General features: G+C 56.9%; 13 protein-coding genes. 6 read left to right on the forward strand and 7 right to left on the reverse strand.

Going from position 1 to position 12,212, the window contains the following annotated elements; translation table 11 throughout:
- Positions 1-35: 35 nt before the first annotated feature.
- From BUC26_RS06805 to larB, 3 genes are all read right to left on the reverse strand, one after another.
- On the reverse strand, positions 36-764 hold the full coding sequence (locus tag BUC26_RS06805) for a YkgJ family cysteine cluster protein (RefSeq protein WP_073374599.1): 729 nt from the start codon (positions 762-764) through the stop codon (positions 36-38).
- Positions 761-3,349, reverse strand: coding sequence for a protein translocase subunit SecDF (locus tag BUC26_RS06810; protein ID WP_073374601.1), 2,589 nt, complete (start codon positions 3,347-3,349; stop codon positions 761-763). Before BUC26_RS06810 ends, BUC26_RS06805 begins: the two co-directional genes overlap by 4 nt.
- A 202-nt stretch (positions 3,350-3,551) precedes the next feature.
- Entirely contained in the window at positions 3,552-4,307 is a 756-nt protein-coding gene (larB, locus tag BUC26_RS06815; RefSeq protein ID WP_073374603.1) for a nickel pincer cofactor biosynthesis protein LarB, read from the reverse strand.
- A gap of 303 nt (positions 4,308-4,610) precedes the next feature.
- Between larB and BUC26_RS06820 the strand changes: the two genes are divergently transcribed.
- Genes BUC26_RS06820 through BUC26_RS06830 form a run of 3 tightly spaced genes read left to right on the forward strand, consistent with a single transcriptional unit; the run spans position 4,611 to position 6,731 of the window.
- A complete protein-coding gene (locus tag BUC26_RS06820) occupies positions 4,611-5,630 on the forward strand; it encodes a phosphotransferase (protein WP_073374605.1) in 1,020 nt (339 codons plus the stop codon).
- Positions 5,611-6,258, forward strand: a complete 648-nt coding sequence (locus BUC26_RS06825) for a P-loop nucleotide/nucleoside kinase family protein (protein ID WP_073374607.1) — start codon at positions 5,611-5,613, stop codon at positions 6,256-6,258. Before BUC26_RS06820 ends, BUC26_RS06825 begins: the two co-directional genes overlap by 20 nt.
- Before the next feature lie 14 nt (positions 6,259-6,272).
- A complete protein-coding gene (locus BUC26_RS06830; RefSeq protein WP_073374609.1) occupies positions 6,273-6,731 on the forward strand; it encodes an NIL domain-containing protein in 459 nt (152 codons plus the stop codon).
- Here BUC26_RS06830 and BUC26_RS06835 read toward each other — a convergent pair.
- The 3 genes from BUC26_RS06835 to trxA form a co-directional block, all read right to left on the reverse strand.
- Positions 6,721-7,530, reverse strand: coding sequence for an outer membrane protein assembly factor BamD (locus tag BUC26_RS06835; protein ID WP_073374612.1), 810 nt, complete (start codon positions 7,528-7,530; stop codon positions 6,721-6,723). The two genes, BUC26_RS06830 and BUC26_RS06835, sit on opposite strands and share 11 nt — an antisense overlap.
- A gap of 11 nt (positions 7,531-7,541) precedes the next feature.
- Positions 7,542-8,471, reverse strand: a complete 930-nt coding sequence (gene trxB / locus BUC26_RS06840; protein ID WP_073374614.1) for a thioredoxin-disulfide reductase — start codon at positions 8,469-8,471, stop codon at positions 7,542-7,544.
- Between the two features lie 77 nt (positions 8,472-8,548).
- Positions 8,549-8,875, reverse strand: a complete 327-nt coding sequence (trxA, locus tag BUC26_RS06845) for a thioredoxin (RefSeq protein ID WP_073374616.1) — start codon at positions 8,873-8,875, stop codon at positions 8,549-8,551.
- Between the two features lie 491 nt (positions 8,876-9,366).
- On the opposite strand from trxA, the gene hemL reads away from it, so the two are divergent.
- Complete coding sequence (gene hemL, locus BUC26_RS06850; protein ID WP_073374618.1) at positions 9,367-10,659, forward strand: glutamate-1-semialdehyde 2,1-aminomutase; 1,293 nt, start codon at positions 9,367-9,369, stop codon at positions 10,657-10,659.
- A gap of 43 nt (positions 10,660-10,702) precedes the next feature.
- On the opposite strand, the gene BUC26_RS24500 is transcribed toward hemL, so the two are convergent.
- A complete protein-coding gene (locus BUC26_RS24500) occupies positions 10,703-11,044 on the reverse strand; it encodes a hypothetical protein (RefSeq protein WP_425267077.1) in 342 nt (113 codons plus the stop codon).
- Here BUC26_RS24500 and BUC26_RS06860 point away from each other — a divergent pair.
- Positions 11,043-11,417 carry an ATP synthase subunit I gene (locus BUC26_RS06860; RefSeq protein ID WP_161949809.1) on the forward strand — a complete coding sequence of 125 codons (375 nt, stop codon included), beginning with the start codon at positions 11,043-11,045 and terminating at the stop codon, positions 11,415-11,417. The two genes, BUC26_RS24500 and BUC26_RS06860, sit on opposite strands and share 2 nt — an antisense overlap.
- Before the next feature lie 9 nt (positions 11,418-11,426).
- Positions 11,427-12,149: a F0F1 ATP synthase subunit A gene (gene atpB, locus BUC26_RS06865; RefSeq protein WP_073374624.1), complete on the forward strand. Its 723-nt coding sequence runs from the start codon at positions 11,427-11,429 to the stop codon at positions 12,147-12,149.
- Positions 12,150-12,212: the final 63 nt, after the last annotated feature.

Raw genomic sequence — 12,212 nt, forward strand, 5'->3', positions numbered from 1 at the left:
TGCCGGTGACAGACAGCTGTCGGCCGGACTGTTGTTCAGGAAGCGAACAGGAGGTCGGCAATCCAGCGCAGACCGCACTCGAGCAATGCCTCATCGTCGTGGGCAAGAACCGCGCGGTCGCCGGCTGCATCGGTGATGGTACCCGCCAGCAAGGCTGCGCGAAAGGTATCGAGGTCATAGAGGGCCAGGATAAACGCCTGGCGTTGCGACTCGCTCAGTTGCAGGCCCTGTTTGACTCGATCGTGCTGGGTTATTTGTGCCAGACGGTCGTTGAAACTTTTGTAGGGCGCCAATTCCTGTGACTGCATGTATGTATGTGCACTTGTCAACTGCGGCTCCATCAAACCGAGACAATGAGGCTCATGGAGCAACACAAACTGTTCCTCGAGACCATCTCCGGACGCGATTGCCGCCCGTCCGAGAGGATACATTCGGCAGGCACCGGGGCGATGGCGATAAATAGAGCAGCCCTCGCTGCCGAGAAATACACAGCTGGCAGCACCGTCATCGACCATGGTCAGATACATCTGCGGAAAGGAGTCACCCACTTCCTGTTCGATGATCACATAGCGAGCCAGTACCTCGGTCGATGACAGGCCGGTTCCCTGTCTGATGCGCAGGATGTCATAGGGGGTCAGCGACAATTCGAGTTCGTGGCAACAGCAGGTAAAACAAGCCACGCCCCGGTGACAGGCAAAGGAAAACGGCTCGTGCCGTCCGATCGGACGGTACGAGCCGATGGGCATTGAATTCTGTGTCATCATCTGGTTGCAGTTCGCTTCCAGACAGTCAGCAACGGACTGGCAATGAAGATTGATGAATAGGTTCCGACCACGACACCGGCGAGCAGGGCGAACGAGAAATCATGGATAACCGAGCCGCCGAAAAGGAACAAGGCGAGCAGTACCATGGCCGTGGTTAACGAGATAACGATGGTCCGGTTGAGGACCTGGTTGATACTGTCGTTGATCAAGGTGTTCGAGACCTGGAACGTGTCTTTTTTCTTCATGTTTTCTCTGATCCGATCGAAAACGACCACCGAGTCGTTCAAAGAATAGCCGGCCAGGGTCAGCAGTGCGGTGACGATCAGCAGGGTCATCTCCACGTTGAGCAGCCAGCAGATGCCCAGCACGGCCAGGACGTCGTGGAAGGTGGCAGCCGCTGCCGCAAGGCCGAAACGCAGGTCGAAGCGAAAGGCGAGATAGATGATGACGCCGGCCAGTGAAATAAGGATAGCCTGGATGGCCTTGTTCCGCAGGACGGCACTGACGCTTGAGCCGATTTCCGACTGGCTCTCCAGCACGAACCCTTTTTCACTGAGTTCGCTGCCGAGGATTTCGTCCACCCGGTCGCTCAAGTTGGCCACCACCTCCTCTGATTTCTTGACCTTAACGATCAGCCGGAACTCGTTTTCCACCTCCTGCAACTCGACCTCCGCCATCTCGTTCTTCTGGAATGCCTGACGTACTTCTTCCATTGTAAACGGCTGGCTCGCCTGGTACTGCAGTAGAGAGCCACCGGCAAAATCAACGCCCATATTGGCGGTGCCGCGGGCCACCTGGAAAAAGGCGACCAGACCGATCAGTACGAGCACTCCGGATAGCGCGAAGGTAATGTTCCTGACCCGCATGAAGTCGATCCTGGTGGCGCCGATCATCTCGAGCAGGTGCAGTTTTTTCAGCAGGTGCCGGCCGGACAGGAAATCAAAGACCAACCGCGAGCAGAACAACGCGGTAAAGAGGTTGAAGATAATACCCAGGGACAGGGTCACGGCAAAGCCTTTGATCGGACCGGTGCCGAAGAGAAATAGTGCCAAGGCGGTGATCAGCGTGGTGATCTGGGAGTCGACGATGGTCGACATCGCCTTGCCGAACCCGCCGTCGATACTGGAGCGGACCGATTTGCCGAGCCGGTATTCCTCGCGCATCCGTTCGTAGATCAGGACATTGGCGTCGACCGCCATGCCGATGGCGAGGATGATGCCGGCAATACCGGGTAGGGTCAGGGTGGCGTTGAGTATAGCCAGACCGGAAAAGAGAAAGAGGATGTTGAGTGTCAGAGCAAAGTTGGCAATGACGCCCGACAGCCGATAAAAGATGAGCATGAAACCGATGACCGTGAGGGCGCCGAACAGGCCTGCGGTCAACCCCTTCTCGATGGAATCCCGGCCGAGGCTGGAGCCGACGGTCAGGTTCTGGATGATGTCCACCGGGGCGGGCAGGGCTCCGACCCGCAGCACGATCGCCAGGTCGGACGCCTCTTCATGGGTGAAGCTCCCGGAAATTTGAGCGGAGCCGCCGAGGATTCGTTCTCTGATAACCGGCGCCGACTTGACATTGCCGTCGAGCACGATGGCCATCCGCCGGCCGACGTTGTTTTCGGTCAGGGTGGCAAAGACCTTGCCGCCGCGAGAGGTCAGGTCGATGCCGACATAGGGTTCGTTGAAGGAGCCGCCGATGCGGACCTGGGCGTTTTTGACCATGTCGCCGGTCATCAACACCTTGTCTTCCAGCAGGATCGGCGAAAATGATTCCGCCTGGGTCTGGCGATCGGTGTGTCGTTCGAAATAGATCGTCGTATTGTCCGGCAGGTGCGGAGCGAGCAGTCGGTTGAGTTTGGTCAGCTCTTCGGTATCCTGCCAGTTACCTGACCATTCTCCTGATTCGATGGCCTGCGCGACCAGGCGATCCAGGTCGATGCCGCTGCTTTCGGCGACCAGTTTGAACTCGAGCTGGGCGGTATCGCCGAGCAGTTTCATGGCCCGATCCGGGTCCTTGACGCCGGGCAGCTGGATGACGATTTCATCGGACCCCTGGCGGATGATGACCGGTTCAGCCACGCCGAACTGGTCGATACGATTCCTGATGATTTCCAGCGATTGAGATACGGCGTTATTGTTGATGAAATCGATTTTTTCTTCGCTCAGCCGGAGACTGATCCGGGGGAAGCTGCCTTCCTTGGCATCGACGGTGATGTCCAGTTCTTCATCGAAGCCGTCCTTGACGATTTCTTGAATGGTGTCGACGGCACTGGTATTCGGCACCGTAAAAACGATAGCGTTCTTGTCGGCAGCACTGCTTTGCACGACACTGATGGACTGGTCGGCGAGCGCGTCGCGGAGATCGTTGGCGGCTAGTTCGAGGGTGTTTTCCCGGGCTTTCTGCAGGTTGACCTTGAGGACCAGATGCATGCCGCCCTGCAGGTCGAGCCCGAGCCGCAATCCTTCCGGAGCCATGTAGGTTTTCCACCAGGTGGGCGTACCGGCGTAAAAGGACGGGACGACCGTGACAACGGCCAGTGTGACGAGGAAGGCGAGCAGACCTACCTTGAGTTTCATCGTTGTGTTCATATGAAGGGGTTCCGACAGGGTTGAGAAGAAAATTCGTATCCGTTTCAGTCTATCCAGCCAGGCGATTATAACGTAATGCCCGAATCTTGCAAGGTTGGCCGGCTGTTTGGCGGGAAATAATGGGTTTATCTGCCATCTTCGGCATCAATCACCGGAGCGAAGGGGCGGCCGCTCCTGCGCCAATGACCTACGTAGCGGCAGGTCAGCGATTTCTGTTGATGGCAGCGGCCAGGCAGCCGGCGCCGAAGCCGTTATCGATATTGACCACGGCCAGCCCGGGGGCGCAACTGTTCAGCATCCCGAGCAGGGCGGCGAAGCCGCCGGCGCCGGTTCCGTAACCGACGGATGTCGGAACCCCGATGACCGGGCAACTGACCAAGCCGCCGACCACGCTCGGTAAGGCCCCTTCCATGCCGGCCACGACAATGATTGCCGAAGCGTCACGCAGCTTCTCCTGGTGGGCAAGTAGGCGGTGCAGGCCGGCGACCCCGGCGTCATAGATAGCCTGCACCGGATTGCCGAGATGCTCGGCGGTCAACCGAGCCTCCTCGGCGATGGCAATGTCCGAGGTGCCGGCGCAGATGACCAGGATGGTTCCGCGGACGTCTGGTGGACCGGAGGCGGTGCGCGGACCCGTCAGTAAACGGGCCTGGTGGTGATAGGTGAGTTGCGGCAACTGCTCGACAATCAGCATCGCCTTGTGACTGTCGACCCTGGTCACCAGCAGCGGCCCCTTCTTGTCGAGCATGGCTCGGGCAATGGTGACGATCTGTTCGGCGCTTTTCGCTTCTCCGTAAATGACTTCCGGAATACCGGTGCGGAGCAGGCGTTGGTGGTCGAGGCAGGCGTCTCGAACGGTCTCGGCCGGGAATGAATGCAGCTGGTCGAGGGTTTCTGGAAGTGTCAGGGTTCCGTCGAGCAGGCGCTTGAGCAGTGTTTCAAGAGAGCTTTTGTCCATGCGAGTCACTGGCGAAGAGAGAAGAGACGAACGGCGATCCGAACGACTGTCGGGCACGGTGCAGCCGACATCCAGCCGCACAGTAGCATGTCCCACAGGCAGCTGTAAAGTGCCGGACGATCGGGAGCTCCGGCAAGATATCCGGTCCACCGCGGCGGAGCGCACACTACGTTTTGCGTCGGCGCCTGAAGTCTGGTACAATCGGTGCCCACCGACGGTGTCAAACAGGTTTGCATATCGGTCGGTGATCGTTTGAACTTTTTACCAACGCCGACGCGACCGCGTCAGCGCAGGAGGAACTGTATGAGCGCACAACAGGTGCCGGATTTTATCGTCGCACTTCAGGACCCGGGTTTCTGGGACCATCCGGTTGACGAAATAAAACTCGTTCAGACCCATATCTCCTATGTGGTGATTGCCGGCGAGTTTGTCTACAAATTCAAGAAACCGGTCGATTTCGGTTTTCTCGATTTCACCACGCTGGAGAAACGGGCTTACTATTGTCAGCGGGAACTCGAACTCAATCGCCGCCTCTGTCCCGATATCTATCTCGACCTGGTGACCCTGTCCCGTCGGGACGGCCGCTATCGGCTCGATACCATCGGCGATGTAGTGGAATATGGCGTGAAGATGGTCCGGATGCCGGAGGAGCGGATGATGAGCCGGGTCATCGCTGCCGGTGCCCTGGAGAGGCGCCATCTCGATGCCGTTGTCGATAAATTGGTGCCGTTTTATGCCGCTGCCGCCGGAGATGAAGCGATCCAGGTCTTCGGCCGGGCCGATGCCGTCGGTGTCAATGTCCTGGAAAATTTCCAGCAGACCGAATCCTTCGTCGATGGACCGGCACTGAGTCGCGAGCAGTTCGAGCGGATCGGCGCCTATGCTCGGGCGGTGCTGGCCGATACCAAGCGGTTCGATGACCGGATCGCCGATGGTCGTATCCGTGATTGTCACGGCGATCTCTATTCGGCCAATATCTGTCTTGACGAGCAGGTGCAGATTTTCGATTGTATCGAGTTCAACGAGCGGTTTCGCTATTCGGATGTGGCTGCCGATGTCGCTTTCCTGGCAATGGACCTGGATTATCACGGCCTCGACGAGGAGGCCAACTATTTTCTAGATCGTTTTGCCACGGCTTCGGCCGATCCGAACCTGCTGCGGCAGATTGCCTTTTACCAGTGTTATCGAGCCTACGTTCGGGGCAAAATCGGCTTGTTCACCGCCGCCGACCCCGCCGTTGATGCGACAACTGCCGCAACCTGCACGGAGCAGGCCAAACGTTACTTCCAGTTGGCCGACCGCTATGCCGCCGAGAGCAAGTGAACGGCCCCGCGTGGTCGTCTTTTTCGGCCTGGTCGCTTCCGGAAAAAGCCATCTGGCCAAGCGTTGGGCACGGGTGCACCACTGCCGGTACTACAATACCGATATCGTGCGCAAGGAACTATTCGGTCTTGATCCGATAAGCCGCCAGCAGGCGGAGGTGAACCATGGTATATACAGTGCAGAACACAACCGGGCCACCTATCGGGAAATGATCCGCCGAATGACGGATGATCTCGACCGGCAGCGGACCACGATTGCGCTCGACGGATCCTATCGGGAAGAGCATGAGCGTGAGAAAGTGGTGGCGGCGTGCGGTGCGCGGTGCGATATCGTTTTCATCTATTGTTATTGTTCGGAGACGGAGACCAGGAAACGGCTTGACCGTCGCGCCGTTGATCCGACCGCTGTCTCCGATGGCCGCTGGGAGATCTACCTTCATCAACGCGCGCACTTCCGGGTGCCGACAACCATTGAAGGGGCCCGGTTACTGCTGCTCAATACCGAAGACGAAACCGACAGGCTGATCACAGCTGTCGACCGATTTGTCGAGAGCGACGCCGCGGTCGGACAGGGAGAGGGGCTGCTGTCGCAGAACTCCACGCCGACCGATCATTCGTTGTTGAAATAGAACTAGGAAAACAAGTGTATACACGCATCTATTACTTTCGTTTCCCGAAAGACACCAGCGATCAGCCGGTAATCTACCATGTGATCAAGAAGCATGATGTGGAGGTTAATATCCTCCGGGCCGACATTCTGCCCCAGCGGGAAGGGGTCATGATCCTCGAATTACGCGGGACAAAGGTCAACGTCAAGCATGCCCTGAGCTATCTTGAGGGATTGGGAGTGAGCATCGAACGATTGGCGACGCGGGTCCGTCGAGATGACGAAAGGTGCTTTCAATGCGGTGCTTGCACCGGAGTGTGCCCGGTGGCTTCATTGTCGATCCGCCGGGAAGACATGCGTGTCCTCTTCGACCCCGACAAATGCACCGGTTGCGGTCAGTGTGTCCTGATTTGCCCGGTCCGGGCTATGGAGATGTCCCTGGGGCGGGAATGGTTTGATCCGGAAGGTAGCCGGACCCCGTCGATCAGTCGCTGAGAAAGTCCATCCAGTCCGGCAGCGCCAGTCCTTTGAACCAGCCGGCTATGCCACCGGCGGGAGGGCTCCCGGCTTTGATCATCTCGAGCAGTTCCGTGGCCCGCGGAGCGATACGCGACTCGGGATAGGTGCTCAGGATATACTGCAAGCGAGCCTCTGCAGCTTCGTATTTTTCGGTTCTCAGGTAGAACTGGACGACAAAGAACTCATGGTTGACCAGAAATTCCTTGGCAGCCTTGATCCGGGCTTGTGCTTCCTGGCTATACGGTGAATTCGGGAAAGCCCGCAGCAACTCGTTGAATGCCTGGATGGCCTCAGTTGCGCCAGTGATGTCGCGATCGATCGTGTCAATCTGCTGATAGTTGCACATCGCCTTCTGGTACATGACGTACGGGATGGCTTCGTTGGTCGGGTGGCGCTCCTCGAACTCCCGGTAGAGCACCAGGGCTTCGGCGTAGCGTTCCAGATAGTAATTGGCGTCCGCTGCTTTCAACTCGGCCAGCGGGGCTTCCGGGCTGAAAGGATAGCGATCGAGGATTTCGTTGAAGTATTGCAGGGCCGGGCGATAATTGCCCACGTTGAATTCATCCATGCCCTTGATGATCAATTGCTCGGCCGGCAGGTAGACGTCGACCTGCTCTTCTTCGTCGCCGAAAAAATCTTTGATCGAGGCACAGCCTGAAATGGTGGCGACAAGTGTGACGGTTGCCAGCAAGAGTGACAGCATTCGCAGCAGCCGAAGTGGTTCCATGATGATCGTCGAGCCGGTTTCCCGGTGAGCGTGTCTGGGCGTTGGCATCGTTTTTCGAATTATCTGTTTTTGAGATAGTGTTCAGCGGCGATGACTGCCGTGGCGCCTTCACCGCAGGCGTTGACCACCTGGCGCATCATTTTACTGCGAATATCCCCTGCTGCAAAAACACCCGGCACCACAGTTCTGGTCTCACTATCGGTCCGAATAAAGCCCCATTGATCAGGATCGAGACGGTCCATGGGCAAGATGTGGTTGTTCGGGGTGATGCCGATCAGAACGAAAACCCCCTGAACGTCAAGCGATGATATCGCTCCCCGGTTATCGATAAGCTGCAGCCGCTGCACCTCGTGCTCTCCTTCAATGGCGGTTACCCGAGTGTTCCAGAGGTAATTGATCTTCTCGTTGGCAAACGCGGTTTCCTGGATAATTCCGGTGGCGCGCAATTCGCTGCGGCGATGAATGATCGTTACCCTCTTGGCAAAACGGGTCAGGTAGTCCGCCTCTTCCACGGCGGTGTCGCCGCCGCCGATGACAGCCACATGCAGATCCCGGTAAAACGGGGCGTCGCAGGTGCCGCAATACGACACTCCTTTACCGGTCAGTTCCGTCTCGCCGGGAACCCCCAGCTTGTTCGGCCGGGCGCCGGTGCAGATGATGAGGGTGTTACAGGTCAGAATGCTGCCGTCGATGAAACGTAATTCCTTCAAGCCGCTGTCGGGGAATTCAACCGAGGCGACTTCTGCGGAGACGATATTGGCGTCGAACCGCCGTGCATGAGCAGCCATTTTTTCGGACAACTCGAAGCCGGTTAAGCCGTCCGGAAATCCCGGGTAGTTATCGACCCAGTCGGTGGTCAGTACCTGGCCGCCGGGAGCCCCTTTTTCGATCAGCAGGTGGTCGATCCGGGCCCGAGCCGCGTAAAGCCCCGCCGTAAGGCCGGCAGGTCCGCCACCGAGAATGACGAGTTCGCGATGAGTGGAGTTCATCGACGAACGCTCAGCGGCCGATCCACGATTGCCGCATGCGAACAGGATGAAGGAAGCACATCCGTATCGTTGGCGACTCAGATCGCCTTGTTGATCAGTTCAACGAGCTGTGTCTTGCCGACGGCGCCGGTAATCTGATCGACGACCTCGCCGCCCTTGAAAATGATAAGGGTTGGAATTGCCCGGATACCGAATTTGCCGGGGGTGACCGGATTGTCGTCGACATTCATTTTGGCGATCGAAACCTTGCCCTGGTATTCCTCCGCCAGTTCTTCGACAACCGGACCGATGGCCTTGCACGGACCGCACCATGGTGCCCAGAAATCGACCAGGGTCGGTTGATCTGCATTGATAGCGGTATCAAAATCGGCGTCGTTGAGTTGCAGGACTTTATCGCTGGCCATGTTCCTCTCCTTGCGTGTAGTTTTTCTTTCCTGATCAGCCGGTTAGCGGCTGCTTAAAGCGCGTGAATATAATTTTTTACTTTACCTGCTGCTCTGGGTACTGACAAGGAAAATATTGGTCAGACCGCCTTGTGCAGCGGCATGCGTCTGCAACGTTGTGCATGAATGATGAAAGGTCAAGGAAGCCGATCTGGTTTGACAGCCAAATCTTTGCCGTGATATAGTGCCGCTCCGGAAATATGCAGATCGGCGCGATATCGCTTCTGTCGAGGCCGGCAAATCTACCCGCCCGTTGGACAAGGCTCCCGCCCGACCCGGTAGTGATACATTTTATTCATTAGAGGAGCTTGCAAAATACGGAATTTCGTTCAAGATCGAGGCGTGCATGAAAATTTTCCGCAGGCATAGATGATATTCCGAGGATAAAATTTGATTGATTTGGCGAAATAACAAATTTTCAAGATTCCCATTAGTCCATGATGGAGGCTCAGATGGAAACCAGGCAATCGAAGGCGATGTTCGCCGAGGCGGAAAAGGTTATTCCAGGAGGCGTAAACAGCCCGGTGCGGGCCTGTCGATCGGTCGGCTGTACACCGCTCTTTATCGAGCGGGCGGACGGTGCCAGCCTGTATGACGTGGATGGCAACCGGTATCTGGATTTCGTTTGTTCCTGGGGGCCGATGATCCTTGGCCATGCCCATCCGGAGGTCGTTGCCGCAATCGGCGCCGCCGCTGCTGCCGGTACCAGTTTTGGGGCTCCGACACCGGCAGAGATCACGCTGGCCGAAATGGTGGTCGAAGCGGTGCCTTCCGTGGAAAAAGTGCGGTTTGTCAATTCCGGAACCGAAGCGACGATGAGCGCTGCGCGCCTGGCCCGCGGGTATACCGGTCGTTCGATGGTGGTCAAGTTCGACGGGTGTTACCACGGGCATGCCGACTCGTTTTTGGTCAAGGCCGGTTCCGGTCTGTTGACGCTTGGGATCCCTGGTTCACCGGGAGTGCCGGAGGATATTGTCAAAAACACGCTGTCGATTCCCTATAATGATATCGACTCGCTGGAGAAAACGCTGACCGATGAGCGTCTCGATATCGCCTGCGTGATCGTTGAGCCGGTGGCCGGCAATATGGGATGTGTCTTGCCGGACCCCGCGTTTCTGCAGCGGCTCAGGACATTGTCGACAGAGCGGGGCATCGTGCTGATTTTCGATGAGGTGATCACCGGTTTCCGCCTGGCTTACGGCGGTGCCCAGCACCACTTCGGCATTACACCGGACCTGACCTGTCTTGGCAAGATTATCGGCGGAGGCCTGCCCGTCGGGGCCTACGGCGGTCGGGCCGAGATTATGGACCAGATCGCCCCGGATGGCCCGGTTTATCAGGCAGGGACTCTATCCGGCAACCCGCTGGCCATGGCGGCCGGCATTGCCACCTTGAAGCAATTGCAGCGTCCCGGGTTTTACGAAGAACTCAATGACAAGGCGGCGACCTGTGCCCAGCGTCTCCGGGAGATTGCTGCCGCCGGCGACATACCGGTCCAGATCAACAGCATCGGATCACTGATGACCATGTTTTTCAGCACCGACCCGGTAACCGATTTCGCATCGGCAATGAAGGCCGACACGACACGCTACGCCGAGCATTATTGCAATATGCTCGGCCAGGGCATCTATCTAGCGCCCTCTCAGTTTGAGGTTGCCTTCATCTCCGCGGCGCATAGCGCAAATGACCTGGAAAAACTGCAAAAAATGACTGAATGGTCATTCAAAAAAATGGCAGATAGGTAAAAAATCCGTTGACTTTGCGGGGGATGCGTGCTACCAAACCGAGTTAAATTGGAAGTGGAATCGGCAGTGACAAGGCGTGGTGGCTGAAATGTCCGATGTCAAGAAAGAACTGATGTTTCTTCTCGGTCATTACGGGCATATCGGGATCACCTTCGTGGCATCGATCTTTATCGGGATGGGTGCCGGGATCCTGCTCGATCAAAAAGTGTTTGACGGTCGTACCGCTCCCTGGTTTACCTTTTTCGGGTTGGCTTTCGGGATCGCCGCCGGCTTTAAAAGTCTGTTCGATATTCTCTGGCGTAGCAGCAAAAACATGGAGAAGAAGACAGACGAGGAACAATAGTACGGTGGTGGACACATTATCCCTCAGCAGGATGCTGGCCATGAGCTGGGTATACCTGGGACTGCTCGTGCTCGGGTCATGGTTCATCGTATCCTGGGCCTTTGCCTGGGGGGTGCTGGCCGGCGGTATCGTGTCGGTAATCAGTTTCTGGGTGTCATACCGGGACGTAACCGCATTTATCGATACAATGGCCGGGCAGTCGACGGTCGAAAAAAAGGGCGGTGCTCCCGGGAAAACGAAGCTGCTTATTAAATTCTGGCTTCGAATTGCGGTGATCGGCGTCGTCTTATTGCTGTTGATCAGGTTCGGCGACATCAACGTCTTCGGCTTGATCCTTGGTCTGACAACGGTGGTATTTACAATCACAATGAGCGGTTTCGGCGTGATTTGGCGGTATTACTTCAGCAGGAGGTAAAAGGGGATTATGGAACATCCGATATTGTTCATTTCGATCATCCTGGAGAAACTGGGGTTGCCGGTACCCCACGGGCCGGTCGGACACGGTATTCTCGAGCAATTGTGCGCACCGTACATGACCTATACCTGGCTGGTCATGGCCTTCTTGTTTATCGTTGCCAAACTGACGCTGAGCAACCTGGAGATGGTACCCGGCAAAGGCCAGAATTTCTGGGAGATCGTTATCGGCGGCATGGATGACTTTTTTGCCGACAATATGGGCCGGCGCCTTACCGATCAATTCTTTCCGATGCTCGCCACCTTTGGACTCTATATCGCGGTGGCCAACCTGATCGGTCTCATCCCCGGCTTCATGTCGCCAACGGCGAGCATCAACACGACGCTGGCGCTGACGATTATTGTCTGGGTCTCTCATCATTTTATCGGTTTTCGCGAGCACGGCTTGCATTACTACAAACATTTCATGGGACCGATGTGGTGGTTGGTGCCGCTGATGCTGCCGATCGAGCTGATCAGTAACCTGGCCCGCCTGCTGTCGCTGTCCATTCGTCTGTTCGGCAACATCATGGCCAAAGAAACCTTGCTTGGCATCCTGTTCATGCTGGCCGGCGCTTTTTTCGCGCCGCTGCCGATCATGGTGCTCGGTGTCCTCGTCTCGCTGGTTCAGGCCATGGTGTTTGTCCTGCTGGCAGTCGTCTACTTTTCGCAGGCCCAGGAGCATGCCCATTGATCGGTGACACCGTGTCGCCGTCATCATAGGAAATGAAGGAAGAAGGCCAATTACTCAACTTGT

This window comes from Desulfofustis glycolicus DSM 9705 (genome assembly GCF_900130015.1).
Taxonomy (GTDB): Bacteria; Desulfobacterota; Desulfobulbia; order Desulfobulbales; family Desulfocapsaceae; genus Desulfofustis; species Desulfofustis glycolicus.

Bases quoted from the DNA above. Each gene is read 5' to 3' on its own strand.
- BUC26_RS06805 (WP_073374599.1), bottom strand. From the start codon at position 764: ATGATGACACAGAATTCAATGCCCATCGGCTCGTACCGTCCGATCGGA.
- BUC26_RS06810 (WP_073374601.1), bottom strand. From the start codon at position 3,349: ATGAACACAACGATGAAACTCAAGGTAGGTCTGCTCGCCTTCCTCGTC.
- larB (WP_073374603.1), bottom strand. From the start codon at position 4,307: ATGGACAAAAGCTCTCTTGAAACACTGCTCAAGCGCCTGCTCGACGGA.
- BUC26_RS06820 (WP_073374605.1), top strand. From the start codon at position 4,611: ATGAGCGCACAACAGGTGCCGGATTTTATCGTCGCACTTCAGGACCCG.
- BUC26_RS06825 (WP_073374607.1), top strand. From the start codon at position 5,611: ATGCCGCCGAGAGCAAGTGAACGGCCCCGCGTGGTCGTCTTTTTCGGC.
- BUC26_RS06835 (WP_073374612.1), bottom strand. From the start codon at position 7,530: ATGCCAACGCCCAGACACGCTCACCGGGAAACCGGCTCGACGATCATC.
- trxB (WP_073374614.1), bottom strand. From the start codon at position 8,471: ATGAACTCCACTCATCGCGAACTCGTCATTCTCGGTGGCGGACCTGCC.
- trxA (WP_073374616.1), bottom strand. From the start codon at position 8,875: ATGGCCAGCGATAAAGTCCTGCAACTCAACGACGCCGATTTTGATACC.
- hemL (WP_073374618.1), top strand. From the start codon at position 9,367: ATGGAAACCAGGCAATCGAAGGCGATGTTCGCCGAGGCGGAAAAGGTT.
- BUC26_RS06860 (WP_161949809.1), top strand. From the start codon at position 11,043: ATGAGCTGGGTATACCTGGGACTGCTCGTGCTCGGGTCATGGTTCATC.
- BUC26_RS24500 (WP_425267077.1), bottom strand. From the start codon at position 11,044: ATGGCCAGCATCCTGCTGAGGGATAATGTGTCCACCACCGTACTATTG.
- atpB (WP_073374624.1), top strand. From the start codon at position 11,427: ATGGAACATCCGATATTGTTCATTTCGATCATCCTGGAGAAACTGGGG.